At 42.3% G+C, this 25,550-nt stretch carries 24 protein-coding genes and 1 riboswitch; of the genes, 11 read left to right on the top strand and 13 right to left on the bottom strand.

The window, feature by feature from the left end; translation table 11 throughout:
- Window positions 1-66: 66 nt before the first annotated feature.
- Entirely contained in the window at window positions 67-1,191 is a 1,125-nt protein-coding gene (locus OSCI_RS04265) for a THUMP domain-containing class I SAM-dependent RNA methyltransferase (protein ID WP_026103684.1), read from the top strand.
- Window positions 1,192-1,201: 10 nt separating this feature from the next.
- Here OSCI_RS04265 and hpxZ read toward each other — a convergent pair whose 3' ends face one another.
- The 3 genes from hpxZ to OSCI_RS04250 all read right to left on the bottom strand — a co-directional run bounded on the left by hpxZ (window position 1,202) and on the right by OSCI_RS04250 (window position 2,646).
- Window positions 1,202-1,588, bottom strand: coding sequence for an oxalurate catabolism protein HpxZ (gene hpxZ, locus OSCI_RS04260; RefSeq protein ID WP_007353636.1), 387 nt, complete (start codon window positions 1,586-1,588; stop codon window positions 1,202-1,204).
- Between the two features lie 192 nt (window positions 1,589-1,780).
- Window positions 1,781-2,200 carry a peptidylprolyl isomerase gene (locus OSCI_RS04255; RefSeq protein WP_007353635.1) on the bottom strand — a complete coding sequence of 140 codons (420 nt, stop codon included), beginning with the start codon at window positions 2,198-2,200 and terminating at the stop codon, window positions 1,781-1,783.
- 236 nt (window positions 2,201-2,436) lie between these two features.
- Window positions 2,437-2,646 carry a hypothetical protein gene (locus tag OSCI_RS04250; protein WP_007353634.1) on the bottom strand — a complete coding sequence of 70 codons (210 nt, stop codon included), beginning with the start codon at window positions 2,644-2,646 and terminating at the stop codon, window positions 2,437-2,439.
- Between the two features lie 612 nt (window positions 2,647-3,258).
- Here OSCI_RS04250 and OSCI_RS04245 point away from each other — a divergent pair.
- From OSCI_RS04245 to OSCI_RS04235, 3 genes are all read left to right on the top strand, one after another.
- A complete protein-coding gene (locus OSCI_RS04245; protein WP_007353633.1) occupies window positions 3,259-4,137 on the top strand; it encodes a PstS family phosphate ABC transporter substrate-binding protein in 879 nt (292 codons plus the stop codon).
- Between the two features lie 76 nt (window positions 4,138-4,213).
- Window positions 4,214-6,334 (top strand): sensor histidine kinase, encoded by a 2,121-nt coding sequence (locus OSCI_RS31280; RefSeq protein ID WP_019487127.1) that lies wholly within the window; start codon window positions 4,214-4,216, stop codon window positions 6,332-6,334.
- A 352-nt stretch (window positions 6,335-6,686) separates the two neighbouring features.
- Window positions 6,687-7,874, top strand: coding sequence for a DUF3747 domain-containing protein (locus OSCI_RS04235; protein ID WP_007353631.1), 1,188 nt, complete (start codon window positions 6,687-6,689; stop codon window positions 7,872-7,874).
- Between the two features lie 50 nt (window positions 7,875-7,924).
- Here the strand turns inward: OSCI_RS04235 and OSCI_RS04230 are convergent, their stop codons facing one another.
- Genes OSCI_RS04230 through OSCI_RS04220 form a run of 4 tightly spaced genes read right to left on the bottom strand, consistent with a single transcriptional unit; the run spans window position 7,925 to window position 10,768 of the window.
- Window positions 7,925-9,919: a pentapeptide repeat-containing protein gene (locus OSCI_RS04230; RefSeq protein ID WP_007353630.1), complete on the bottom strand. Its 1,995-nt coding sequence runs from the start codon at window positions 9,917-9,919 to the stop codon at window positions 7,925-7,927.
- A 4-nt stretch (window positions 9,920-9,923) separates the two neighbouring features.
- Entirely contained in the window at window positions 9,924-10,076 is a 153-nt protein-coding gene (locus tag OSCI_RS31275) for a hypothetical protein (RefSeq protein WP_019487128.1), read from the bottom strand.
- A complete protein-coding gene (locus OSCI_RS04225) occupies window positions 10,069-10,437 on the bottom strand; it encodes a DNA-binding protein (protein WP_007353628.1) in 369 nt (122 codons plus the stop codon). The genes OSCI_RS31275 and OSCI_RS04225 overlap by 8 nt, the downstream gene beginning before the upstream one ends.
- Entirely contained in the window at window positions 10,430-10,768 is a 339-nt protein-coding gene (locus OSCI_RS04220) for a type II toxin-antitoxin system RelE/ParE family toxin (RefSeq protein WP_007353627.1), read from the bottom strand. Before OSCI_RS04220 ends, OSCI_RS04225 begins: the two co-directional genes overlap by 8 nt.
- A 123-nt stretch (window positions 10,769-10,891) precedes the next feature.
- Between OSCI_RS04220 and typA the strand changes: the two genes are divergently transcribed.
- From typA to OSCI_RS04205, 3 genes are all read left to right on the top strand, one after another.
- On the top strand, window positions 10,892-12,682 hold the full coding sequence (gene typA / locus OSCI_RS04215) for a translational GTPase TypA (RefSeq protein ID WP_007353626.1): 1,791 nt from the start codon (window positions 10,892-10,894) through the stop codon (window positions 12,680-12,682).
- Window positions 12,683-13,017: 335 nt separating this feature from the next.
- The gene (locus tag OSCI_RS04210) at window positions 13,018-13,890 is read left to right on the top strand and encodes a ParA family protein (RefSeq protein ID WP_007353625.1); all 873 of its coding nucleotides are present in this window, start codon (window positions 13,018-13,020) and stop codon (window positions 13,888-13,890) included.
- Window positions 13,887-14,339 carry a hypothetical protein gene (locus tag OSCI_RS04205; protein WP_007353624.1) on the top strand — a complete coding sequence of 151 codons (453 nt, stop codon included), beginning with the start codon at window positions 13,887-13,889 and terminating at the stop codon, window positions 14,337-14,339. The genes OSCI_RS04210 and OSCI_RS04205 overlap by 4 nt, the downstream gene beginning before the upstream one ends.
- Before the next feature lie 109 nt (window positions 14,340-14,448).
- Here the strand turns inward: OSCI_RS04205 and hpsL are convergent, their stop codons facing one another.
- The 5 genes from hpsL to OSCI_RS04180 all read right to left on the bottom strand — a co-directional run bounded on the left by hpsL (window position 14,449) and on the right by OSCI_RS04180 (window position 19,772).
- Window positions 14,449-16,113: a hormogonium polysaccharide biosynthesis protein HpsL gene (gene hpsL / locus OSCI_RS04200; protein ID WP_007353623.1), complete on the bottom strand. Its 1,665-nt coding sequence runs from the start codon at window positions 16,111-16,113 to the stop codon at window positions 14,449-14,451.
- Window positions 16,114-16,160: 47 nt separating this feature from the next.
- Window positions 16,161-17,966, bottom strand: coding sequence for a signal peptide peptidase SppA (gene sppA / locus OSCI_RS04195; protein WP_007353622.1), 1,806 nt, complete (start codon window positions 17,964-17,966; stop codon window positions 16,161-16,163).
- 44 nt (window positions 17,967-18,010) lie between these two features.
- A complete protein-coding gene (fni, locus tag OSCI_RS04190; protein ID WP_007353621.1) occupies window positions 18,011-19,060 on the bottom strand; it encodes a type 2 isopentenyl-diphosphate Delta-isomerase in 1,050 nt (349 codons plus the stop codon).
- A 63-nt stretch (window positions 19,061-19,123) separates the two neighbouring features.
- A complete protein-coding gene (locus OSCI_RS04185) occupies window positions 19,124-19,567 on the bottom strand; it encodes a hypothetical protein (RefSeq protein WP_007353620.1) in 444 nt (147 codons plus the stop codon).
- On the bottom strand, window positions 19,560-19,772 hold the full coding sequence (locus OSCI_RS04180) for a hypothetical protein (RefSeq protein WP_007353619.1): 213 nt from the start codon (window positions 19,770-19,772) through the stop codon (window positions 19,560-19,562). The genes OSCI_RS04185 and OSCI_RS04180 overlap by 8 nt, the downstream gene beginning before the upstream one ends.
- Window positions 19,773-20,082: 310 nt before the next feature.
- A riboswitch (cobalamin riboswitch) is annotated at window positions 20,083-20,232 on the top strand.
- Window positions 20,233-20,253: 21 nt separating this feature from the next.
- On the opposite strand from OSCI_RS04180, the gene OSCI_RS28195 reads away from it, so the two are divergent.
- From OSCI_RS28195 to cobW, 4 genes are all read left to right on the top strand, one after another.
- Window positions 20,254-20,445 carry a CbtB-domain containing protein gene (locus tag OSCI_RS28195; RefSeq protein WP_071592475.1) on the top strand — a complete coding sequence of 64 codons (192 nt, stop codon included), beginning with the start codon at window positions 20,254-20,256 and terminating at the stop codon, window positions 20,443-20,445.
- Window positions 20,446-20,494: 49 nt separating this feature from the next.
- A complete protein-coding gene (locus OSCI_RS29585; protein ID WP_019487129.1) occupies window positions 20,495-20,668 on the top strand; it encodes a hypothetical protein in 174 nt (57 codons plus the stop codon).
- 157 nt (window positions 20,669-20,825) lie between these two features.
- Window positions 20,826-21,212, top strand: coding sequence for a DUF1636 domain-containing protein (locus tag OSCI_RS04175; RefSeq protein ID WP_007353617.1), 387 nt, complete (start codon window positions 20,826-20,828; stop codon window positions 21,210-21,212).
- A 112-nt stretch (window positions 21,213-21,324) separates the two neighbouring features.
- Window positions 21,325-22,371, top strand: coding sequence for a cobalamin biosynthesis protein CobW (gene cobW, locus OSCI_RS04170; protein WP_007353616.1), 1,047 nt, complete (start codon window positions 21,325-21,327; stop codon window positions 22,369-22,371).
- Between the two features lie 229 nt (window positions 22,372-22,600).
- Here cobW and OSCI_RS04165 read toward each other — a convergent pair whose 3' ends face one another.
- Entirely contained in the window at window positions 22,601-25,447 is a 2,847-nt protein-coding gene (locus OSCI_RS04165; RefSeq protein ID WP_007353615.1) for a sensor domain-containing protein, read from the bottom strand.
- Between the last annotated feature and the right edge of the window lie 103 nt (window positions 25,448-25,550).

The following is a 25,550-nucleotide window of genomic DNA, read 5'->3' as shown; positions in this document are numbered from 1 at the left end:
CCAATTACCAATTACCAATTACCAATTACCAATTACCAATTACCAATTACCAATTACCAATTACCAATGACTAAATATTTTGCTACTGTTGCTCGTGGTTTAGAACCACTTGCTGCTCAAGAATTAGAACGGCTGGGAGCTCAAGATGTTCGTCCTGATTTTACGGGGGTATATTTTGCGGGCGATCGCGCTTTACTTTATCGCGTGAATCTTTGGGCGAGGATGATATTTAGAGTGCTGGTTCCGATAGCTGAGTTCCAGTGTGATGACTCCGATATGCTCTACCGGGAAGTGCAAAAAATTGATTGGGAGGAATATCTGGATACTGACAATACTCTGGCAGTGGACTGCACGGGGGGCAATCAAAAACTGAACCACACTCATTATACTGCTCTACAGGTAAAAAATTCAATTGCCGATCGACAACGAGGTAATTTTGGGAAGCGCTCTAATGTTGACACAAAAAATCCTGATTTGCTGATTAACGTTCACATTCATAAAGACCGCTGTATTTTAAGCTTAGACAGTTCTGGTGGCAGTTTGCATCGGCGGGGATATCGTCCGGCTGTGGGTGCGGCTCCTCTGAAAGAAACTCTGGCGGCCGCTTTATTAGAGATGGCAGAATGGAATCCTAATTTACCTTTTTTAGACCCGATGTGCGGTTCTGGAACTCTGCCTTTAGAGGCTGGTTTAAAGGCTTTGAATATTGCACCCGGATTGTTTCGAGAAAAGTTTGGGTTTATGACTTGGCGAGATTTTGATGAAGCTCTTTGGGAGCAGTTATGGGAGGAAGCAGAAAATAGCGAATTGTCGGAGTTGAAAGCGGTAATTGGCGGTAGCGATCGCGATCCTGAAATTTTAACCCAAGCTCGCACCAATGCACAGCAGGCTGGTCTTAAAGATAAGATTAAGTTTGCTCTAACGGAGTTATCACAATTGGAAGCACCAGCAGATAGCGGCGTACTGATTTGCAATCCTCCCTATGGCGAACGTCTGGGAGATGCTAGCGAATTGGCAGACCTTTATAAGCTGTTAGGCGATGTTTTTAAACAGCGTTTTAAGGGTTGGAATGCGTTTATTTTAACAGGGAATAAGGAGTTAGGTAAAAAAGTGGGACTCAAGACAGCACGGCGGATTCATGTTTATAATGGAACCTTAGAATGTACTTTACTCAAGTACGAACTGTATTAGAATCTAATTTCTAAAGTGGCAACAAAGAAACGTGAGCAGAAACTATTTTCCAACCTTCAGGAAATTTACGCCACATCTGACTCTGCCGGCCTTCCCGCAGAATACCATCAATGATGCGGCGAAATTCCAGAGTTACAGCGGCCATATCTGCATCAAAAGTAACAACTTTGAGATTAAACATTTCACGTTCTAAATTCAAAGGCGATCTGCCTTGGCGAAAAGCTCTAATTCGATCGCTACCATAAAGGTTTTCAGTCACGCCAAAACGCACAACATCTGGTGAATCCCAGAACAGTTCACTGAGAGTTTCAATATCATTAGTACAAAGGGCTTTTTCATATTTGAGATAAAGTTCCGTTAACTCAGACACTAAAATAGGATCATTAATTTTAGTCATAAGAAGAAGGAAGAAGGAAGAAGGGGAGCGGGGGAGCGGAGGAGCAGGGGAGCGGAGGAGATGGGGAGGATGGGGGGTAATTAGCAATTAGCAATTAGCAATTAGCAATTAGCCATTACCAATTACCAATTACCAATTACCAATTACCAATTACCAGTTAACAGTTAACAGTTAACAGTTAACAATTAAAAATTACCGCTCAATTTTGACAGAAATAATCTTGTCGCCTTGGCGGATAGCATTGACTACATCCATATCTTCAGTTTTGCCAAAAGTCGTATGGACTCCATCTAAATGAGATTGAGGAGAGTGGCAAATAAAGAATTGACTACCGCCAGTATCGCGACCTGCATGGGCCATTGATAAAGTCCCTGCCAGGTGTTTGTTGCTGTTAATTTCGCACTTGATTTTGTAGCCAGGGCCCCCCGTTCCAGTACCTTGAGGACAACCTCCTTGAATCATAAAATTAGGGATGACTCGGTGGAACTTCAGGCCGTCATAAAAACCTTTTTCAGCCAAGTCTACAAAATTCTTCACCGTATTCGGTGCATCCTGGTCAAACATATCCAAATGGATAGTGCCTTTTTCCGTTTCCATGATAGCGCGAGTCATGATTTTTTTTGCTCCTGAGAATCAGTGTTCCGTAATCACAAGCCTGAGCGAATCTAGAGAGATTCAAAAAGGATTCGTCAAATTGCGGCTCCCAGATTCTAACATAAGTAGAGGGTACAGAGAAGAGAGCAGAGGTCAAAAAGATTTAGTTACGTTACTAGCAATTGCGTGTAATTCTGGATAGAATTATCCTCTGCGTCTCCTCTCAACTAGGGAGATAATCTTCTCCTTCCAAATTAGTTGGTCGTATAATCGGCATCAATCCAACAACGAGGCAGCGTTTCGCCCGAAGGAAAAACTAATGTTTCCTTGGCAAAACTATCTGGTTGTTGCTCCTCTTGACCAGCTTGAATTTGCCCCGGAACTTCATTCTTCATAGGGCTTAACAATGCCTCTATATCTAGGATTTCTACCAGCGTGCCGGATTCTTTTTCTTTTAAAAGCATAGATTCTCCTTAATTAAGCGAATGTGAGTGAGAAGTTAAACACAATTTCAATGTGTTATTTGTATGCGGAAATCAACATTAATAAAATGTCAAATTAAGTGTCAAATTAGATATAAAATAGGCACTTTAATCTGACAATTTATTTAAGAATTGGCATTTTTTTTGCTCACTATTTACAATCTTAAAGCTTTATAACTGTTTGCGTATCTCTCTATAGTGTTAATTTATTAGGAGTCTTGGGGCTGCTGATTCTCAAGGCAAAAGCAAGCAATTTTTGATAGGACATTTGAGCGATCGCCAGGGAAAACGCATCTATCTCAATTGGTCAGAGACTATCAGGACTTACCCATCGATCCCAAAAAATCAAAATTTAAGATAGCTTCGGGTGAGTGCTGTTAAAGATAACGAATTATAACAAATATTATTCTCAATAAGCTAGAATACGCAAAGTTGCTTGAGAAAATCGGCTCTTGTTTGATCTTCCAACGTTGAGCCTGGATAGGTAGCCAGATAGCTTTAAAATTAAATAAGTTTTACCTCTTTAGGAGGATGCTAATAAGCTAGTATTAGTAAGCAGCTAAGAGCTGTTGGCAATATAGAACAGAAAACTCAATGAAACGCTCATTATCGATCGCAACTTTGGTCTTAGCGCAGATTACAGCCGGAACTACCTTGCTGAGCTTGACTAGCTGTACGCCAGTAACGACTGCTCAAAAAAACGTAGAGCCGCAATCACGGCAAACAGTTAAAATTAGCGGTGCTGGTGCAATTTATCCAGCCTTAAAGGTAGTCGCAGAAGCCTACGAAAAAAAAGTAACAAACACGGAAATTATCTTCTTCCCTCCGAATCAAAGTGGTGGGGGAATTGCGGGAGTAAAAAACAGTTTAGTTGACATTGGTGCTCTTACCCGTCAGTTAACAACTGAGGAAAACAACGGTCAACTAACCTATCGCGAGATTGCCAAAGATGCTCTAGTTGTAGCTACTAACCAGAGTGTGAAAGGGGTGAAAAATTTACAAACAAAAGATTTGCAAAAAATTTACAGTGGTGAGATCGTAAATTGGCGAGATTTAGGCGGGCCAGATGCTAAGATTATTGTACTCGATCGCCCTGAAGACGAATCAGCCAAAAAGCTGTTACGAAAGTATTACCTGGGCAAAAGTGTGACCATAACCTCATCAGCGGTGCTACTATCCCAGGAACCAGAATTAATTAGGGCAATGCAAGACACGCCCTATTCTATAGGGTATTTTTCCCTCGCTTATGCCATTGCAAACAACCTGGTAGTCAACCGCTTAAGTCTGGATAACATAGCTGCGACAGTCGAAAATGTTAAAGCTGAAAAATACTTGATGGTAAGGACTCTCGGTATTGTCTACAAAACAACTCCCAGTCAAACTGTCCAAGGATTTCTTGATTTTGTTGCTAGCGAAGAAGGGGCTACAGAGTTGCTACAATCTGGATTTGTGCCATCTACTGCGAAGAAGTAAACAAAGTGTTATTGATTCACCTGCTTACATTGTTAGCTGGTAATGCCTGTGTAATTGTTTCTCAAGCTCATAACTAATGCAGATTCGCCACTTATTTAAGAAAAACTTGTTAATAGCTAGCGCTAGAAAAGCTCAAATATTGTGGCGGAATGCCCGCTTTAAAAGTATGTACTCAAAACTGGCTTTAAACCAGAAAATTATTGTCCCATTCCTGTTAGTAATCCTCACTCAGGCAATGGTGTTAATGATTGGCTTTGGCTACTGGTTTTCGAGCAGCCTTGAACAGCAAATGATCGCTGAAGTAGAGAGTCTTTCATCACTGGTTTTGCGAGACTTTAACCGGGAAGAACAGCACTTGCAGTTGCAAACTAGGCTAGTAGGCGATACAGCGGCGGTTCGCTCGGCAGTAAATCAGCGCGATACGGTGGCACTCCTCCAGATTTTACTACCTTTAAAAACCACTTTGCAACTGGACTTGATTAAGGTAGTAGACAAAGATGGTGGGGTACTAGCGAACTTACAGAATGAAGAATTAGCTGATGCAATACTTAAGGATCAAACAGCCTTCGATCAAGCGCTCAAAGGGGTGTATCTATCTGATTTGTTAAATCTAAAGAAACCAGACGGACATTTACAGTCTGTTTTAGTTGGATTTGCACCTGTAAAGTCTAAAGATGGTATTATCGGCGCGATTATTATTGGCACTTTAATCAGGGATGATTTACTCAAAAAGCTTACTATTGGTACGCGGGAACACTTGATGGCTTTTAATCAAGATAAAGCTGTAATTGCTTCTACTTTGCCAATAGTTCGGAGCAATTTTTCTTGGGTTTCACCGCCCCAAGAAGCTCGTCCACAACGAGTTAAGATAGGGGGTGGGGAATATTTTGCTAAAAGTGTAGTGCTTTCTGGGCTAAATAATTCTTCTCTAACTGTGGTGCTGCTCAATTCTGTTGTGCCTCTAGACGAAGCTAGACAAGCACTATGGAGGCATTTGTCAATCTTTTTCTTGCTAACTGGGTGTCTCACTACTTTTGTCGGCATTAAGATAGCGCAAACGATCGCTAGCCCTATACAAGCTATCACTAAAGTAGCTCAACAAGCAACGCGAGAAGCTAATTTTACTGTGCAAGTTCCTGTTACTACTAGCGATGAAGTAGGCTTGTTAGCAATATCATTAAATAGTTTAATTGGGCGGGTCGCAGAACATACTCAAGAAATAGAAATGGCTCGTCAGCATTTGGAAAAACGGGTAGAAGAAAGAACAAAAAAACTTTCTCAAAAGCACGATCAACTTTTGCAAACCCATCACCAACTGCGCCAAGCCTTGCAAAATCTTCGGGACACTCAAAGCCAATTAATTCAGGCAGAAAAAATGTCGAGTTTGGGTCAGATGGTGGCGGGAGTTGCCCATGAAATTAATAACCCTCTCAACTTCATTAGCGGCAATCTTAAATATGTTAATAGTTATGTTGAAGACTTAATGAAATTATATCGAGTTTATCAACAAGAATATACTCTGCCAAATAGTGCTATAGAGAATATTACTGAAGAAATTGACTTTGAATTTATAGTCCATGATTTGACCAAAATTTTGTCTTCTATGAAGATGGGTACTGAGCGCATCAGTCAGATTGTGCTGTCTTTACGCAATTTTTCCCGGCTGGATGAAGCGGAACTTAAACGGGTCAATATCCATGAGGGAATTGATAGCACTCTATTGATTATTAGCCATAAGATTAAGGAGGGAATTGAAATTATTAAAGATTATGAAACGTTGCCACCTGTGGAGTGCTATCCCGCGCAACTGAATCAAGTTTTTATGAATATACTTAGCAATGCAATTGATGCTCTCAATTCACAAGAAAATCAGGAAGTCAAGCAAATTATAATTCAGACGGAACTAGATCCGCCCCATGCAGAGCAACTGCATAGGGCGTTGGTGCGGGTACGAATTCGAGATAATGGCCCTGGGATTCCTCCCGAACTTAAAAGAAAGATATTTGACCCATTTTTTACAACGAAGCCGATAGGTCAAGGTACGGGTTTGGGGCTTTCTATTTGCTATCAAATTATTGAAAAGCATCACGGTAAAATTGAGGTAAGTTCAGAGATTGGGCAAGGGACGGAGTTTACGATCGCGCTTCCAGTTAGTCAGTCTTCAACAGGCCATATCCCAGATAGTGAGAATGTTTAAGTGCTGAGAATTCTGCACTCATCAGGTAACGGCGCTGTCTGGGCGGTTTAAGGATAGCGCTGAGGCGGCGACGCTACGAAGGATTCGGTATCCTGGGTATCTAAGCTTGTGAGCGATCGCGCACAACAGCAGTAATGGCATTATGACAGTTGAAGGGGTGGACTCTAGGAGTATGCCTCATCAAAAATCTAATATCGCCTGAGAATCAGCCCCATCTAGGGTAGACTGCGATCTATAAGGTCGCGATCGCAGCTTAAGATCCTGAGACACTTGAGGAAGTACAACAAAAACCCCTAACATTCAAAAGCCCTTCGGCTTCAATAAATATAAGTTAAACAACTCGGTAGGTGTTATGAGAATTTCGTTTAAGAAAACAATTGCAACTTTGGCCACTTCGGCACTTTTGACAATCGGCGCAGTCAGTTCTGCGATCGCATTCACTTTTGACCAAACAGAAATCGAGCAAGCTAATGTCGCTGCCATTGCTCAACCCCGCCAAGATGGTAGTTACCAATTGCTGATTATAGAACAAATACCCAACAAGCGGCAGTGCTGGAGTGAAAGTGGCAGTCGCCCCATCATCGTCAATCCATTGTTAATGAACTTTGATTTTACCAATGATTGCAGACGCGCCACTGATAGCAACGGCTTTTCTATCCGCATGGGCGGTACTGATTTAGCATTGAAATATAGCTTGAGTTTGCAGAATGTTAACGGGGATGTGATACTGGTAGGGACTCCGAGCGATCGCAACGCTCAGCCAATAGCGATCGGCAGAACTCAGGGAACTATTAATGGCTTTATGAAAGTTATTTTAGAACCTGGCTGGCGCTTCACCAAAAGATCGTATCAAGGTAAAACATTAGGACATTTTTATTTCACCAGCAATCAGCTTGCACCGGGAAGTACAGACACCGGAGGCGGTACGGTCGATCCTTCACCAACATTCAAAGATATTGCTAACGATATCTACGCTGCGGAAATTAAAGAAGCTGTTGCCCTTGGATTTGTGGCCGGTTTCTCTGAGGACAATACTTTCCGGCCTCAACTTGCTTTAACTAGAGAGCAATTAGTCTCTTTAGTATTAGAATCTTTGAAAGGAATACAAGGCGCTAATATTGTGATTCCTACTCAAGCATCTTCTCGCCCTTATAGCGATGTTGAAACTACCCGCTGGAGTGCAGCTAAAATTCAATTTGCGCGAGATAAGAACATCGTTAGCGGCTATAAAGATGGCACTTTCAAACCAACTCAACCAGTCACTCGCGCTGAATTAATGGCTGTGATGCGTCGCGCGGCAGAATTTGGTTTATCTGCGCGGGGAATGAGCCCAGTATTAACTCCTAAACAATCGCCGACTAATTTCTCTGATATTCAGAGTCACTGGGCTGCTGCTACTATTAGCCAAATGTCTTCTTATTGTAAGGTAGCTTCTCCGGTTAATGAAGTTGGGAGCCAGTTTTCTCCTGATAGTTCTGCCAAGCGGAATTATGCAGCGGCGGCTACTTTGCGGATGCTCAAATGCGTGAAAGGTCAATAATTAAGTGGATGTAATTACAGGTGGTGGTGGGCAATGCCCACCCTACATTTTTATTCATGAGTAGATCCATCTGGCATAATTGTGCCAGTGAGCTTGGCATTTTCAAAGTTAGCGCCCCCTATTTTTGCATCTGTTAAGTTAGCACCAGATAAGTCTGCACAGCTTAAGTTTGCTGCGCGGAGGTCGGCTGAAATTAGGTCAGCGCCACCCAGTTTTGCATAATTTAAAGATACTTGCCGCAAATCAGCTTCAGTTAAGTCTGCTGTAGTTAAATTAGCGCTATTTAATTTTGCATCACTCAAGTTAACTTGTCTCAAATTAGCTCTACTCAAATTAGTACTCTCTAGGTTTACTCCTTGAAGTTTTGCCCCACTCAAATTCGCATCTCTCAAATCGGAACCACTAAATCTTACTGAACTCAAATTAGCCCCTTGTAAATCTGCTCCCATCAATTTAATATTGGTTAAGTCCCTATCAGTTATATTGGCATTTTGTAGCGATCCATAAGGAACAAGTAAATAAGCACCAGCTTTCACAGGATCAAAATCAATAGGAAATAAAGTTGCTTCATTACAAATCGCTCCTTGAAGCTCAACTCCATTGAGATTTGCTCCATCAAAATTTGCTTCTAACAGGTTAGCATTGCTCAGATTTGCATTCGTCAAATCGGTATTTCTTAAATCTACTTTCCTCAAATATAGTCCGCTTAAGTTAGCTTGAACAAGGCTTGCATCGCTGAATTTTGTTCCTATACTAAGTTTGGCACCACTGAGGTTTGCACCATTCAAATCAGCCTCAGTGAAATTTGCATATTCTAGTCTAGCTCCTCTTAAACTTGCCTTCCTTAATTTGGCTTTCTCTAGTTTAGCCGATTGTAAGTTACCATTAGAAAGATTGACACCGCATAAATTAGCCTCACTAAAATTTGTGCCGCCAGGAAAACTCGCATCTCTCATATCTGCTCCTTTCAAATTTGCCCCACTAAGATTTACATATTGCCAACTTACACCAATCAAATTAGCTTTATTCAAATTAGCATTACTCAAGTTAACATTAGCTAGGTTTTTAGTTCTTAGATCAGCACCAGCTAAATTAATCCCAGCAAAATCTCTTTCTCCCTGCTTGTAACGCTTCCAAAACTCCTCAACACTAACAACAGGTTCCAGACATTCTTCAGACTCATCCTCCACATCCTCACAGCTATCCTCTAAAGCAATATCTTCAGTATCCGCCGCCAATCCTTCCAAATAATCGGCTCGATCCAAGTAATCCGAACTCGCGACAAACCGCCTCTCAATCTCATCCTCACTTAATACTTCACTGCTGTCAAATCGCTCAATTAACTGCTTGATAATGTGGGAATCATTTGTGCGAATTCCCACTTCCCTTTCTGCACTTTGATCGCCATTAGTCAGCAAATTATGACTCCCCAACATCGCAAAACTGGAATCGCATACTAAAAAGTTCTCGTGAGTTCCCAATAAATCCAGACAAAATCGATCGGGATATTCACTAGCTAATTCTTGTAAATCTGCCAAAGCATTATAGCGCCATCCCTTACCGATATTTTGCCGATCTCCCAGATAACCCCAACCAATATCGATCAAACATCCTCGGTTCAAACACTCCCTAAATTTTTGCAGTAATTCATCATTAATGCTATTACAATTAAGCCAAGGGCAGACAATAATTACCCGTTCTTGTGCTATTGATAAAGCCTCCATCAACACAGCACGACTATTGAGGCGATCGCATACTAACTGATACTGAAAATCAAACTCTTCAGCCTGACTATCAACCTCTATCGGCGGCTCGGGAATAATTGCTTGCTCCCCATTCTCTAAATTAAATCTTTGTTGAAGTATCGCAACTTCAGCCATCAAACTTTCTAACTGTCGCGCTTCATAACGTTCATTAAATAGTTGCTCGTGAGCTTCTAACCGCTGCTTAAGTTTGGCTATATATCTTTTCAGGATAACCTGGTTTTCTTCAAGCTGCAATACTCTCGCATTTAAGGATGATAAATCTAATTCTTCCTGTGACATACTGCTACCCTAAAATTAACAAAAAGTCAATATTCATAATATGGCTAAGGACTTGATTGTGGTGTGGGGTGGGTTTTTTAGCCTTTGCTGTACTGTTTAAACCTGTTGGCGAACCCGCCCCTACAACTTTTTGACAATTGTGGAAGATATCAAACATTGCCAACCTCTGCCAAGTCAGCAACTGGCTCAATATTTTCCCCTTCCACTTGTTCCGCTTCAGCCACCGAAACTGTTAACTTTAATCCCAAAGTATTTAGCCAATTTGCTAACGCATAAATCGTTTCACTGCCTTTGCCAGACAACAAATTATCTAATTTTTCCAAATGCAATTTAGCATCTTCAGCCGACATATTTTGTTCCCCCAGAGCCTCAAATACATCTCTCATTGCATTTCGCATAATTCCCAGTTCCAAATCTCCTTCTTCCTCTTCAAAAATGACAGTAAGGTAAGCAGCAGCAAATACAAAATCTTTCAGAGATTGAATCTTATAAGGATGGTAAGGCAAACTTTTAGGCATTTTCTCTACTCCTGTATTCTATCCAAAATTCCTTAGCCGTTTGAATATCTTGCTCTTGAGTGCTTTTATCTCCACCACATAGCAGAAGCACTATAGTTGCTCCTACTTGTCCAAAATAGACCCGATAGCCAGGGCCAAAATCAATTCTAAATTCCCAGACTCCCTCTCCCAGGGAGCGATAGTCTCCAAGGTTGCCACTGCTAACCCGCTCAAGCCTTTTAACAATCTTAGCTTTGCCTTTAAAGTCGCGGAGGGAGTCTAACCACTCCGAGAAAGGAATCCTGCCATCTGGGGTGGCATAACGCTGAATTTCCCTCGGTGTTACTTCCATAATCTTGATTGTAGCCGCTGAGCACTCCAAAATAATACAGCCGCCCTACACACCCCTTGACCACATAAGCTATAATTGTTAAGAAATCTTTAGTTAACGCTCTGAACGTCCCAGACGCAATTTATGAGTCTTCCCATTCGCAACATAGCTATCATCGCCCACGTAGATCACGGCAAAACTACCCTTGTAGACGCTCTACTCCGACAATCCGGCATCTTCCGTGAAGGGGAAGAAATTCCAGATTGCGTCATGGACTCCAATGACATTGAGCGGGAACGCGGTATCACCATCCTTTCCAAAAATACAGCCGTTACCTACAAAGAAACTCTAATTAATATCGTCGATACCCCCGGACACGCTGACTTCGGTGGCGAAGTTGAGCGAGTGCTCGGTATGGTAGACGGTTGTTTATTGATTGTCGATGCCAATGAAGGGCCAATGCCACAAACTCGGTTTGTACTCAAAAAAGCCTTAGAAAAAGGACTGCGACCGATTGTTTTTGTCAACAAAATTGACCGCGAACGAGCTGACCCCCACAAAGCAGTTGATAAAGTTTTAGATTTATTTCTTGAACTCGGTGCTGATGACGATCAGTGTGAATTTCCCTACTTATTCGGTTCGGGTTTAGCGGGTTATTCCAAAAAACACCTCGAAGATGAAGGTGTGGACATGAAACCTCTATTTGAAGAAATCTTAGACCATGTTCCGCCACCAGTTGGCGATCCAGAAAAGCCGCTACAATTGCAAGTTACGACTTTGGATTATTCCGAATATGTGGGACGAATTGTGATCGGCCGCATTCATAATGGTACGATTAAAATGGGTCAGCAAGCTGCTTTAATCACAGAAAGTGGCGCAATTATCAAATCCAAGATTACAAAATTAATGGGATTTGATGGTTTAAAGCGGATTGATATCCCAGAATCTTCTGCTGGTAATATTGTCGCAGTGGCAGGTTTTGCTGAGGCGAATATTGGCGAGACGATAACTTGTCCCAACGATCCGCAAGCTTTACCGTTGATTAAGGTTGACGAACCGACTTTGCAGATGACGTTTTCGGTGAATGATTCGCCGTTTGCTGGTCAAGAAGGGAAGTTGGTGACATCTCGACAAGTACGCGATCGCTTAATGCGAGAATTAGAAACTAACGTGGCCTTGCGCGTAGAAGAAACCGACTCTCCTGATAAGTTTTTAGTATCGGGACGCGGGGAATTACACCTGGGTATTTTAATTGAAAATATGCGCCGGGAAGGTTACGAGTTCCAAGTTTCTCAACCACAAGTTATCTATCGTGAAGTTGCTGGCAAAATCTGCGAACCTTTTGAGTGTTTAGTCTTAGACGTACCCGAAGAAGCTGTGGGTGGTTGTATCGAACGTCTCGGCCAACGCAAGGGAGAAATGCAGGATATGCACGTTGGTGGAAATGGCCGCACTCAAATAGAATTTTCAATTCCCGCACGCGGTTTGATTGGGTTCCGAGGCGAGTTTATGCGTTTGACTCGCGGCGCTGGAATTATGAATCATAGTTTCCTAGATTATCGCCCGCTTGGTGGTGAAATTGCAGCTCGTCGCAATGGAGTTTTGATTTCTTTTGAAGAGGGAATCGCTACCTATTATTCATTGCAAAATGCTGAAGATCGCGGTGTCTTTTTCATCACTCCCGGAACCAAGGTTTATCGGGGGATGATTATTGGTGAAAATAATCGCGGTGAAGATTTGGAACTCAATATTTGCAAGTCGAAGCAGTTAACTAATCACCGGGCCTCTGGCGGTGAGGAATTAGTACAATTGCAAGCACCTGTAGATATGAGTTTGGAACGTGCTTTGGAGTATATTGGGCCCGATGAATTGGTGGAGGTAACGCCTCAGTCAATTCGCTTGCGGAAGGTGAGTAAGAAGTTGGTGAAGCGTTAAAATTTAAGGGTGGGTAATTCCCACCCTTTGTTTTCTGGGTAAAAAAGTGCGGCGGAAGTTATAAAGTTTATAGATACTATAACTGAGCTTGTAATCGCTCTCCAGCATCAGATATTATAAGAAGAGCTGTGAATCGCTCGAAAATTTTTAATTATAGCTATGTGCGATGCGTGAAAAGATAAATATACTATCTAACTATAGCATGATAACAACACTAAAACCTAACTCAATTCAGTAAATAGGTAAATATTAAAGACTAGGCGCGATCGCGAACTCTCCTAATCCCAATAATATGTTTTAATAAATACTTACAGAAAACTTAAACCAGAGCATCCATGAGCCCTAAAACAATAGCAGTAATCAATTTCAAAGGTGGTGTAGGAAAAACCACAGTCAGTTGGTGTCTAGGGAAAGTGCTTTCCGAAGAAACAAACTGGCAAACTTTAATGTTTGACCTCGACCCACAAATGTCATTAACTGAAGCCATCGGACTAAATGAAAATACAGGTCATTTAGATGACAAATTTGGCAAGTGGTACGAAAGATCTATTAAATATCGCCAAACCATTTATGATGCTATTGAAGTTTTTAGAAAAGCCGGAAGTAATTTTAAATTTCCTGTTGGTTTTGACAGTATATATGAAATTGATGAGCAGTTGCATTTTATCCCGTCAGTTGAAGAATTGTACTGGTTAGAACTTGAGGGATTTCAAGCAAAAAATGTTAAAGATTTTATCCGTAGTTTTGTGGGCAAAATCACAAATTCTTCCCATTTACCAAATTATGACTTTATCCTTTTTGACTGTTCTCCTTCCTTTAACCTACTTTCCTACAGCGTACTCTCCTGCTGCGACTTGGTATTAATTCCTGTAAATCCTGATTATTTTGGTTCCAGAGGATTGAGCTTACTTCTCAACTCTCTCAAAAGAAGAATAGAACCTTTTCCTTTTCCCAAAATAGCTGTATTTATGAATAAAGCCAAAACCTACGGAGGTCTGCTGACAAATGAAGTACAATTTTACATGAGAGAGGATAAGAGGATTTGCGCTGAAGCAGCCGCAGAGAATAACATACCAATTAAGTTTTTGGAATCTACTATTCGAGAAACTGTGGGAATTAAACGGGCAATAAATGAAGGAGAATTACCCGCAGACATAGTAACAGACTTTGACGAATTGTGGCGCGAATGTGCGGAGTATCTGAAATGAAAAAAGAAGAAATGTTTCAGAATGATGACGAAGAGATTGTAGAGCTAACTGACGAAATTACTGAACTTAAAGCAATAATGCGAGAAGTTTCTAGAAAATTGACTCGGATTGAAACTAAGGTGAAGCGTGGATTAAATTCTGCCCCAAAAAACTCGGAATCAAAAGTATCTCAACTCACTTCAACTGCTAACGAATCTCAGAATTTATCTCCTGAACAGGTACTAGAGGTTTATGAAGAACTCCGTTTAAAAGCTAAAGCTGGAAATGAGGAAGAAGTCAAGCAGAAATTGTCGGATATGAACTTAACCGATCTCAATCTTCTCTGCTGGGAATTAGGCGCATCTGTGAGAGGAAAAACTCCCTCGCGGAAAAAAATGCTTGATGCTATTCTTGGCAGAATCAAACAGAGTTTGATGCTTTCACGGCATATCGATCGCAAGATGCTATAGCTAGGGATTAGGGGCTAGGGGCTAGGGGAAGAAGGGAATAGAATGAATGGTTTTAGGAATTCAGAACGTCCTAACCCCCAAGACGGTTGCGATATAAAGTTTTCAACACTTAAATTGGAGAGCTTTCTATAATTTTTTTCTCTTTAAGCTGTTGGCCTCTTGATAAATTTTTTAGCACGAGTTTTTGAGGGTTTTCAGCTTCTAGTTGCTGCTCAATTTTGGGTAACTTAAATACCACTCCTGCCAACATCCAGTAATAAACCGTTACTGGATCGACATCTAAAGGATAGTATTGAGGATTGACGCTAATAAAGCCAATAAATACCCAAAAACTAGCCCCGTAAATTCGCAAACTTCGGTCACGCACAGAGCGGTAAGCTTTGAAAGTTAGGAAAGTTAAGTGCAAAAACATCATTTGAAATGCAATTGCACCAGGATAGCCAAGTTCGTATATCAGCTTGGGTTGGTAGGTTTCAATTAACTGTGTAGCACCTAAAAAACGGGTGGAATTGGTAGCTTTGCCCAACCCGATACCTAATAAATGTCCGTCAATAAAATTATGGCTTTGTTGAAATTGATTAAATAGAAATTGTTGAGGCGGTGCAGCATTCCAACGACTGACAAAACTCTCCCACCTTTGTTCAACTATTTGTGGGTTAGTGGCAGCACCTATACAGAGGAGAATGGTTAAACCTACGCCAATGGGAATAAACCGTTTAAAGTTAACCAATTCACCTGTAAGAATTAGTAGAATCACAATAGCAACCGGAACAACAATTAAGGCAGCTCTTTGACCAGAAATAACAGCATTTATAAACACTAATGCCATACCTCCTAAACCCATCATCCGCCACCACAAGGAAGGATCGCTAAAGGCAGAAGCGAAAGTTAAAAAGGCATTAGCAATTAAAAACCATGCCCACTGCCAAGGTGCTACAAACGTCCCAGGTAGGCGGATCATATTTACCTCTGGACTAAATACAAGCGATCCTCCTACAAAACACTTGGCAGTTAAAGTTGCTTTAAATAACAGCTCTCCCGTCAGTCCTCTAGTGCCTGGACATTTCCCACTTGTTAACATAAAATATTGAATTAAACCGAGAGTACAACAAGCGATTGCCAGCAGCAAGTGCATCCGGGTAAAAAATAACAAATCCTGTTTATTACGAATTAAATAATACATACAAGGAATTAGTGCCGAGTATCCGAGCAGCACTTTCAATCCTAGAATTCCTTGTAAAATAGGTTTGTCACGTCCAGGGTTAAGCTGCAATCCTCCATTAGCAAAAATTAGAGTCAAGAAAGCAAAAACCAACACGATACTAAAAGTGGGAATCAAATTTTTAGGAATTATGAAAGGTAGCCTTTTCTTTTTGCAATTTTGAATCAGCGCAATTAGAGCTGGGATGTAGAAAGCATCTTTAGCTATTTGGAAAATTGCATTGCCACCACCTATCCAATAAGTAACTGTACCACTGAAAGGTAAGTAGATGAAAAAAGCCCAAAGAGCTTGACGAGGATATTTATAGGAAAGCATTAAAATTGCCGCACCGCCACCCCCGGCAATAGCTATTTTAACCTTACCTAGTAATAAGAAAATCATCCCAATTAATGCACCAATAGATCCAAAAGTAGCGAACGCTTTCATGGCTTCTTGCTTTTGGCGTGCTGCTTTGCGCTTTTGTACAGCTAGTGCCTTCTTGGTGAGTTTTGGGGTGTTAGTAATGCTTCGCTTCTGTTTCGATTTCTTGGATTTGCGCTTGCTTTTCAACATTACTCAATCAGTTTAACCTTTAACTGTTCACCGTTAACAGCTAACGGTTAATCAATTCGCAAATTAAAAGGCAAACGAGTATAAATGCCATGAGGGTCATTCATAGATTTTAAAATCATCATTTCATGTTGAAATTTATTAAACTCTGCCGTCAGTGGATCGAGCCTTACATCTGGTTTAGAAACGCGAACTCCTGACAATCTTTCCAAAATTCGTTCCTCTAAACTGCGGCGTTTAGGGTACTCTTCTAAGTGCCAGTTATCTCCTAATTTGGCTTGCTTTGCTGCTGCTTGAATCGCGTTTTCTATACCTCCTATTTCATCCACTAAACCCAATTGCTTCGCCGCCGAACCCGACCAAACTCGCCCTTGAGCAATTTCTTGTACCTTGGCCAACGGTAGCTTGCGGGACTGTGCTACTTTCTGGGTAAATCGGTCATAAATTCGATCGACTACTCTCTGTATATTTGCTAATTCTTGAGGAGTTTTGGGACGGGAAATAGTTTCTGAATCTGCATAGCGACCAGTCTTTACAGTATCCCAAGAAATGCCATTATTATTAGCTAGCCTTTGGGCATTCATCAGCAAACCAAAAACGCCAATAGAACCTGTAATTGTATTGGGTTCGGCAAAAATTCGGTTGGCATTCATCGAGATCCAATAGCCGCCGGAAGCTGCTAAGTTACCCATTGAAACTATTACTGGTTTCTTCTTGCGGGTGAGCACTACTTCTCGGCCAATTACTTCAGAGGCGGTGGCGCTACCACCGGGACTGTTGACGCGCAGGACTACTGCTTTAACGTTTTCATTTTCTCGCAATTCTCGCAGTTCTTTAGCAATGCGATCGCCTCCTACTTGAGTTGGGCTACCTTCGCCGTCAACGATGTCACCTTCAGCATAGATCACTGCAATTTGTTTCTTATCGTCAGCACGAGCATTTTGGGTTTTATTTTCACCAATTTTGGTGTAATTTTTCAGGGTGATTTGCTTGAAAGATTTATTCTCTCGATCTATTCCTGTGAGTTTCTTGAGCTCTGCAACTATTTCATCAAAGTAAGCGACTTTATCAATCAGCTTGCTGTTGAGAGCTTCATCTGCCATTAAGGTGCCGCGATTGTCTGCGATCGCTTGTAATTGACTTGTTTTTAATTTCCGGTTCTGTGTAACTGTATTCAGAAATTCGCTCCAAATATCTCCCAACCACTGTTCTGTTTGTTGCCGATTTTCTGGGCTCATTTTTTTGAGCAAAAATGGTTCTACGGCTGACTTATATTTGCCCACACGGGTAACTTGTACGCCAATGCCAAATTTTTCCAGCGCACCTGATAAGAACATCTGTTCGCTGCTAAAACCGTTGATTTCTACACCCCCAAGAGGGTTAACAGCAATCGTGTTCGCAACTGAACCGAGATAATATTCCCGTTCTGTCCAGTCCATATCATAGGCAAAAATGGGTTTTTTTGACTTTTGGAAATTCTGGAGAGCCAAGCGTATTTCCTTGAGATTTGCCCAGCCCGTACTACCGCTATCGGCACTACCTTGAAGATATAGTCCGACAATTTTGGGGTCTTTTTTAGCTGTTTCTAAAGCATCTAAAACGCTTCGGAGAGTCATCGTGTCTGAGCGGTCTTCAGAGAGCGCTTCTCCGATTGTAGTGTTAGGTTTGGAGTCAGTAATGTTTAGTGAAAGGTCTAAAACAATTACAGATTTGTCTTTAACTTGTGGCCCTGATTCTTTGGAGGCAGCAGCAACTATCAAAATCACCAGTCCCCCAAATCCTAGAGTGAAAATAAGGCCAAGTCCTAGCAGGTTTCCCAGTAAGCTAGCAAAGGTATATTTTAGAAAATCTTTCATTGTTATTGGTTAGTGGTGATTGGTTAGTGGTTAACAGTTAATAGTTAACAGTTAATAGTTGACAAAACTCCAGAATTTTTTAGATCGTGGAGGTTAGAACTACCTGTACAGAATAGAACTGTGGCGATCTCTGCGATTAAAATTTCAACTAGCTCGTTAACGGCTGCTTCTGATTCGGCTGCTGCTTGTAGAAGAGGCCATGCTAGTCCAGCTATGTCGGCTCCCAGCGCGATCGCTTTTGCTACATCTAACCCATTTCGCAATCCTCCAGAGGCAATTAGCGGGACTTTTGGCGCTGCGGTGCGGACGTTAACAATGCACTCGGCGGTTGGTACTCCCCAGTCCGCAAATGTGCTGCCTAGCCTGCGCTGTTTAGCATTTTTTGCCCGTTCTCCTTCTATTTTTGCCCAAGAAGTGCCACCAGCTCCAGCAACGTCAATCGCACTTACACCAGCTTCGAGTAATTTCATTGCCATCACTCCAGAAATGCCATTGCCGACTTCTTTAGCAATCACTGGTACTGGCAATTTATAGCACAATTTAGATATTTTATCAAGCAATCCTTTAAAGTTAGTATCACCTTCAGTTTGAATGCACTCTTGCAAGGGATTGAGATGCAGAATCAAAGCATCTGCTTCTAAAATATCGATCGCTTGTTGGCATTGTTCTAGACCGTAGTTATAGTTTAGCTGCACGGCTCCGATATTAGCAAATAAAAGAATATCAGGAGCTCTCTGCCGCACGGTAAAAGTATCAGCTAATTCCGGCTTTTCTAAAGCTACGCGCTGAGAACCAACACCCATTGCAATTTTATAATGTTGGGCAACATCTGCTAAGCGATAATTAATTGTCTGGGCTAATTCAGTGCCCCCAGTCATAGAAGAAATTAGTAGCGGTGCAGCCATTTTTTTGCCGAGGAATTTTGTACTTAAATCAATCTCGCTCAGACTTAATTCTGGCAAGCAACAGTGAGCAAAACGGTAGCGTTCGAGTCCATTAGTAGTTTGATGAAACTGTACATCTTCTTCGAGGCAAATACGGATGTGTTCTGCTTTGCGAGTTTGGGTTTGTGCTGAGGGCGTTAATGGTATCACGTTTGTTAGTTTTGAATTGGGCAGGTATCAATGATGGTAATATATAAATAAATTTTGTAGGATTTAAGCGATCTCATTCCAGATTTTAGCTGGGACAAAGCGAGTTAAGTGTCTAACATTTGTAGTAGCGATAACGGTATTTTCACCTTGATTGCTAATAGTGAAAGCCTGTGCTGCTAAAATTACATCTGCATCCAGAGCTTGATTGTTTGCTGTTGGTTGACCTTGTTTTCTTGCATCAGCCCAGAATTCAGCAGCTTTCAACATTACTTCTCTGGTAATAGGAGTATAGCCAAGTCGATCGATCAGATTGTCGAGGCGTTGAAGTCCCTTCTCTTTATTAAGCCGAAGCAATTCGCGACGAACTTCATAGTCAGCAACTTCTGACACTTTTACTGAAATTCCCGCTCGCAGTAAATTTTCCAGCCAAAATTTGATTTCGGGATTGTTCCGAGGGTGGCTAATCATTCCTAGCGGCCCAGCATCTAACAAAACTATTTTACTCATTAAAAAGTCTCTCTGCTGAAACTATATCTCGCTCTTTGTCAAGTGCTGCTTTTAGTGCTGGCCAGGTTTCTTCATCATATCCTGATTCGTCCGTCATCCATTCATCCAGCATATCAATAGTCTTCTGTACTTGTTCTGGAGTTAGAGGTTCTAGTGACGATATAGCTTTGGGTTGAATCTGTTGTTCTATCTGCTGTGAAGTCATGCTGTTTAACTCTAGGTTGTTTAGGTACGGAGACTATTGTAACTCTTTTTCACTCCGCTAGTGCGATCGCACTTCTTACTATAGCCTATTGATATCCATGAATACACTTTAAATCGAGCGCAAATTTCATCAGGCATGAGCTGGGATTACTAATTAGTATTTTAGTATTTTAAGCTAATTTATATTAATATTTCGAGAGCAATTAGCATCCTCACAGCCACTTGCGATCGCACCAGCCTTCACTACTCCTCAAACCCCAAGTATTTTTACTCAGCCTCCAATCTCTTCCTCAAAGACAGCAAGTGTGATACAATGCTAAAACTCAGTCGGTTCTAGCGGGGAGCACCCGCTAGAGGTAACGGGGAAAGTTCGGTGCAAATCCAACGCTGTCCCGCAACTGTAAAGGAGAAATCACCCAAATCTCCAAGCCAGAATGCCCACCACTGTTTTAATTATTCTAAATTCATCAGCGAGGTACATGATGACTACGCAATCACTTCTTTTAGTTCAGAAACAGACAGCAAACTTTGCTTTATCAAAAGCACTACAAGCGACACTCTATATCTCGCTTTGTGCTTTAAAACTCTGGACAATTTACTTCGCCAGTCATCCAGCAGTTCACAACAAAGTACATTCTCTACGTCATCATACTTTGATGGTTAGTTGCCATTAAAGCTGTCAGAAATAGCCATCAGCTTTAATAGTAGCAAACCAAAACTAAAATGTCAAAATTCAAGTTAATGCCGCTCAGCATCATTTTTGTGATGAGCATTACTGTCTATGGTTGGGTAGGGTTTTTACAAGTAACAAAACCAACAGTCCGACTGAGCGTAGAGCCGCCTCTAAGTCAAATTGTATCATTTGAGCAGAAGCTACCGCGCCTCAGTCACCAGTGAAATTGACACTGCAAGCAGTAGATAAAGCAGGTAAACCTTCTGACTTTATCCGTTCCTGAAAATTGGTTGAAATATCGTAACTTTTGTTGGCAAATTGTTGGACTTATCACCCCAATTTCAGGGTGGAATTAGATTAAATTCTCAGGATGATTCATTGATGAAAACTCAACATACTCTATTTGTTTGTACCGCCTGCGCTAGCATTTGGAAAGATGGAAAACGAGAAGGTAAAAGCGGCGGCGAACACCTATTAGAACAAGTCTCGCACTTAGCAAAAAATTGGGAATTGCGAGATGATTTCCAGATTCAAGAAGTCAACTGCATGAGTGCTTGTAATCGTTCTTGTGCCGTTTCTTTTGCCGCTTCTGGGAAATATACTTATCTCTTCGGTGACTTACCCGCCAACGAAGGTGAAAGTGCCGCCGCAGTGCTAGAATGTGCTAGCCAATACTATGCAAAACCTGATGGTTTATTGCCTTGGTCGGAGCGACCAGAACCGCTAAAAAAAGGCATCGTTGCCCGGATTCCACCGCTACCAAATTAATCCGTAATGCCTCCCCCTGGGTGGTAATTGAACTGCCCAGAGAGCGACGTTACGGAAGCATTACGTATGCAGTCCCAAACAATCACAAATAGTAAAAATTACTGGACTTTCCATGAGCGCAAAAATTCCCGTTACTGTAATCACAGGCTTTCTCGGCAGCGGCAAAACTACCACAATTCGTAATTTGTTGCAAAACAATCAAGGGCGGAGAATTGCTGTGATTGTTAATGAATTTGGCGAAATAGGAATTGATGGAGAACTCCTGCGTTCCTGCCAAGTTTGCGATGAAGAAGATGCACCAAATGCCAATGCTAATACAAACATTGTCGAACTTACAAACGGTTGCCTGTGTTGCACAGTTCAAGAAGAATTTCTGCCCACAATGCAGCAATTATTGCAACGGCGAGAGCAGATTGATTGTATCTTAATCGAAACCTCTGGTTTAGCACTTCCTAAACCTTTAATTCAAGCTTTTCGATGGCCAGAAATTCGCACTGGGGCGACAGTAGATGGGGTGGTTGCAGTTGTAGACTGCGAAGCTATAGCAAATGGTACTCTTGTCGGAGATCTCGACGCATTAGAAGCTCAGCGTCACGCTGACCCCAATTTAGACCATGAAACACCGATAGAAGAACTTTTTGAAGACCAGTTAGCCTGTGCTGATTTGGTGCTATTAACTAAAGTAGATTGTGTTGACTCTCAAACCCAAATTAAAGTCGAAGATTGGTTAAAACAACAGGTGCAGAAAAGTGTTAAAATAGTACATTGTCAAGGCGGTCAAATTAATCCCAATGTCCTGTTAGGATTTAATGCGGCTGTTGAGGATAACTTAGATGCTCGTCCTAGTCACCATGATACAGAAGAAGAACACGATCATGATGATGAAATTAATTCAGTATACTTAATTGCAGAACAGGAATTTGAGCCTCAAAGCTTGGTGGAAAAACTGCAAGAATTAGTGCAAGAACAAGAAATTTACCGCATTAAAGGTTTTGTTGCCGTTCCCAAAAAGTCGATGCGTTTAGTGTTGCAAGGAGTAGGTTCCCGTATAGAATATTTCTATGACCGTCCTTGGCAAACTTCAGAACGGCGGGAGACAAAGTTGGTGTTTATTGGTCGCGAAATCGAGCAGTCTAAAATTCACTCATCTTTGTTATAGCAACCGCCAAGGCGGTTTAAGAGGGGCTAGGGGCTAGGGGCTAGGGACTAGGGAAGACGGAAGAAGGGTTTAGAATCAGGGTTTTAAATTCAGAATGTCCTAACTGCCTTGGCAACTGCTATAACTGTTAACTGTTAAGTATGGGCGGGGCGGGTTGATAAGATTTGTCGATATCGATCGAGGATCAAAGGCGAACCCGCTCCTACGGAACTTAATATTATACAATTAATTAATTAATATTATAATCTTGAGCAGCTAACATTGCCGTTGCAGCAATACTTGTCAATGGCTTAGAGAAAAAGTATCCTTGACCGTATTCGCAATTATATAATTTTAACTGGGCTAATTGTTCGGCAGTTTCCACACCTTCAGCGATCGCATCCATCCCCAAATTGTGAGCCAGCATCACAATCGTCTGCACGATCTCCCCAAGACCACTACTGCGAGCTCGCCCAGTCTTCCCCATCCTGCTGACAAAAGAGCGATCGATCTTCAAAGTATTAATCGGAAAATGATGTAAGCGGCTCAAAGACGAATAACCAGTACCAAAATCATCAATGCACAACTGAATATTCAAATCCCTCAACCGCTTGAGGATTGTCCTAGCATTGCCCGCCCCCTCCGTAATCACACTTTCCGTAATCTCCAACTTCAAACTACTTCCCTCCAACCCAGTCTCCTGCAAAATTTGCTTAAATTTATCAATCAAATCAGGCTGCGAAAACTGTTGACCAGACAAATTCACACTAATCGCTATTGGCGGATTGGACTGAAACTGTAACTGCCAAGCCCGCATTTGGCGCGTGGCTTCCCACAAAACCCAACTGCCCAAAGGAATAATTAAACCCGTTTCTTCCGCAAGCGGTATAAACGACGAAGGCGAAACCAGCCCGCGATGGGGGTGTTGCCAGCGCACCAGTGCTTCAAAACCACTAATCCTACCGTTTGCCAAACACACTATCGGCTGGTAATAAACTTGAAACTCTTGGGCAGAAATTGCCCGCCGCAAATCAGTTTCTAACTGCAACCGCGCCACAGCACCAGCGTACATAGCCTGATCGAACACAGCAGAACGAGCCTTACCCCTTGCTTTAGCCTGGTACATAGCAATATCAGCATCTCGCAGCAAATCCTCTGCGGAATGGCGAATTGGGAATTGAGAATGGCGAATTGGGGAGAAATTACATACATCCTCACAATGTTGCTCGGTTTTACATTGTAAGGACTGCGTTCCTCCGCCCGTCCAGAGTTGTAGAGTTTGCGCCCCCCCCTTGACATCTCCCAAATCCCAATTGAGTACAATACCAATGCTAGTGGTGGTAAAGATTTCTAGTCCGTTGAGGTTAAAAGGCAAACTCAATTGTTTGTGAATGCGATCGGCTATTTCCGTCGCGCCGCTGACATCTTGGATACCCTCAACTAAGATTGTAAACTCGTCTCCTCCCAGCCGCGCAATGGTGAAAGATACTCCAGCGATCGCACTAGAAGCACTAGAAGCACTAGAAGCATCAATTGCTACTACTTGCTCGTCATTTTCTAGCTGTTGACTTTCCCACACCACACCCTGTAAACGCTGAGCAAAAGCTATTAGCAGTTGGTCGCCCACCATGTGACCGAGACTATCATTGATTACCTTGAAGCGATCGAGATCCAAAAACAGCACTGCAAACCGATAGTCTGACTGTTTCTTAGCTAGTTTGATCGCCAGACTGACGCGCTCCATAAACATCAAGCGATTGGGCAAACCAGTCAAAGCATCATGAAAAGCATTGTGCAGCAATTCGTCTTCTACCCGCTTGCGTTCGGTGATGTCTTCGACAATGCCTTCGTAATATAGTAGTTCGCCGTTTTTCCCCCTGACAGCGCGGGCACTTTCGGAAACCCAAATCGGTTGACCGTCAGAGCGGTAAACTTGAGACTCAAACTTAGAAACTCGGTCGTACAATTGCATCTGACCCGTAAACTCAGCACGTCGATTTGGGTCAACGTAAAGTTGAGCGTTGGCGGTGAGTTTGTCGATCAATTCCGCAGCGTCATTGTAGCCATAGATCCGTGCTAAAGCAGGATTAGCGCTGATGTAGCGCCCGTTAGGGAGAGTTTGGAAAATGCCTTCAACCGCATTTTCAAAGATGCTACGATATTTCTCTTCAGCTTGGCGTAGAGCTTCTTCTGTTCGCTTGTACTTAGTTACATCTCGCGCTACTAAGAGTACCGAATCATTTAATATTGGCGAAACTGTGACGGCAAACCACATATCCGCATTATCAATCGGCAAGCTGTACTCGAATTGGACTGTTTGCTGAATTTCTAGGGCATGGTGAATGTAAGCCAGAAATGTGTCCGCCGTTTCCCGATCTAAGACTTCGTGTAGAGTTTGACCGAGAAGTTCCGAAGCTGGTTGGTAAAGTAGAGAAGGATTCGTGGAGGCAATTTTCAGACAACGGCCTAAGCGATCGCGCACAGTAATAATATCAGTCATCGCCGCAAACAACGCTTTGAGTTCGGCTTCCGAAGCACGCAACTGTTCTTCAGCCATTTTGCGCTCAGTGATGTCAATCCCAACAGTAAATGCGGCTCTGTCTCGGTCGTATTTTTGAGCAACAATTAAATAAATACGAGTAATACCATTAGCTTCTAACCTGACTTCAGAAACAGCTTCGCGATCGCTCCTAGTAAAAAACTGGCGCACTAACTCCGTAAACTCATTATTGCCATTGAGAAAGCCAATTTCCTTACCCTGAAAATCCTCTGGAGATAATTTGCACGCCGTCGCTAAATGCCGGTTCACGCCTAGATAGTGCAAATCTGAGCTAATCCAAGAAACCATTCCCGGTACCGCTTCCAAAATCGCTTGCAGTTGTTCGTTCGCCAACAGCAGAGCTACTGTTGCCCGTTCCACTGCTTCTCGCGATCGCGCCGGAGCTTGTACCAGCACAAACACCAAAATCCCCGCCAGTACAGCCAAAGAACCCCCCCCCAGTCTCAGCCATCGAGAGCTAGGAGATTGCCTCGGCCACCCACCTGTAGGAATTGCTGCCAACTGCCAAGAACCATTCGGTAACGATACCTCTAACACAACTGGATTTTGCTCGAAAACCGACCCATCCCCGTAAAATACCGCTCCTTTCGCCCCTAACCCGTCCTGGCCTCGGAGAGCGTACTGTAGGGGAGATGGGGAG

It is taken from the genome of Kamptonema sp. PCC 6506, assembly GCF_000180455.1.
Classification (GTDB): domain Bacteria; phylum Cyanobacteriota; class Cyanobacteriia; order Cyanobacteriales; family Microcoleaceae; genus Kamptonema; species Kamptonema formosum.
The sequence above is the reverse complement of the archived record's forward strand: the minus strand, read 5'-3'. Positions and strand labels throughout refer to the sequence as shown.

Coding starts and splice junctions, on each gene's coding strand:
- hpsL (WP_007353623.1), bottom strand. CDS start 16,113: ATGTTGAAAAGCAAGCGCAAATCCAAGAAATCGAAACAGAAGCGAAGC.
- OSCI_RS04225 (WP_007353628.1), bottom strand. CDS start 10,437: ATGCCTAAAAGTTTGCCTTACCATCCTTATAAGATTCAATCTCTGAAA.
- OSCI_RS04180 (WP_007353619.1), bottom strand. CDS start 19,772: ATGACTTCACAGCAGATAGAACAACAGATTCAACCCAAAGCTATATCG.
- OSCI_RS04255 (WP_007353635.1), bottom strand. CDS start 2,200: ATGACTCGCGCTATCATGGAAACGGAAAAAGGCACTATCCATTTGGAT.
- hpxZ (WP_007353636.1), bottom strand. CDS start 1,588: ATGACTAAAATTAATGATCCTATTTTAGTGTCTGAGTTAACGGAACTT.
- OSCI_RS04245 (WP_007353633.1), top strand. CDS start 3,259: ATGAAACGCTCATTATCGATCGCAACTTTGGTCTTAGCGCAGATTACA.
- OSCI_RS31280 (WP_019487127.1), top strand. CDS start 4,214: ATGCAGATTCGCCACTTATTTAAGAAAAACTTGTTAATAGCTAGCGCT.
- sppA (WP_007353622.1), bottom strand. CDS start 17,966: ATGAAAGATTTTCTAAAATATACCTTTGCTAGCTTACTGGGAAACCTG.
- OSCI_RS31275 (WP_019487128.1), bottom strand. CDS start 10,076: ATGTTTGATATCTTCCACAATTGTCAAAAAGTTGTAGGGGCGGGTTCG.
- OSCI_RS04205 (WP_007353624.1), top strand. CDS start 13,887: ATGAAAAAAGAAGAAATGTTTCAGAATGATGACGAAGAGATTGTAGAG.
- OSCI_RS04185 (WP_007353620.1), bottom strand. CDS start 19,567: ATGAGTAAAATAGTTTTGTTAGATGCTGGGCCGCTAGGAATGATTAGC.
- OSCI_RS04220 (WP_007353627.1), bottom strand. CDS start 10,768: ATGGAAGTAACACCGAGGGAAATTCAGCGTTATGCCACCCCAGATGGC.
- OSCI_RS04250 (WP_007353634.1), bottom strand. CDS start 2,646: ATGCTTTTAAAAGAAAAAGAATCCGGCACGCTGGTAGAAATCCTAGAT.
- OSCI_RS04175 (WP_007353617.1), top strand. CDS start 20,826: ATGAAAACTCAACATACTCTATTTGTTTGTACCGCCTGCGCTAGCATT.
- OSCI_RS04210 (WP_007353625.1), top strand. CDS start 13,018: ATGAGCCCTAAAACAATAGCAGTAATCAATTTCAAAGGTGGTGTAGGA.
- OSCI_RS28195 (WP_071592475.1), top strand. CDS start 20,254: ATGACTACGCAATCACTTCTTTTAGTTCAGAAACAGACAGCAAACTTT.
- OSCI_RS29585 (WP_019487129.1), top strand. CDS start 20,495: ATGTCAAAATTCAAGTTAATGCCGCTCAGCATCATTTTTGTGATGAGC.
- OSCI_RS04265 (WP_026103684.1), top strand. CDS start 67: ATGACTAAATATTTTGCTACTGTTGCTCGTGGTTTAGAACCACTTGCT.
- OSCI_RS04230 (WP_007353630.1), bottom strand. CDS start 9,919: ATGTCACAGGAAGAATTAGATTTATCATCCTTAAATGCGAGAGTATTG.
- OSCI_RS04235 (WP_007353631.1), top strand. CDS start 6,687: ATGAGAATTTCGTTTAAGAAAACAATTGCAACTTTGGCCACTTCGGCA.
- typA (WP_007353626.1), top strand. CDS start 10,892: ATGAGTCTTCCCATTCGCAACATAGCTATCATCGCCCACGTAGATCAC.
- cobW (WP_007353616.1), top strand. CDS start 21,325: ATGAGCGCAAAAATTCCCGTTACTGTAATCACAGGCTTTCTCGGCAGC.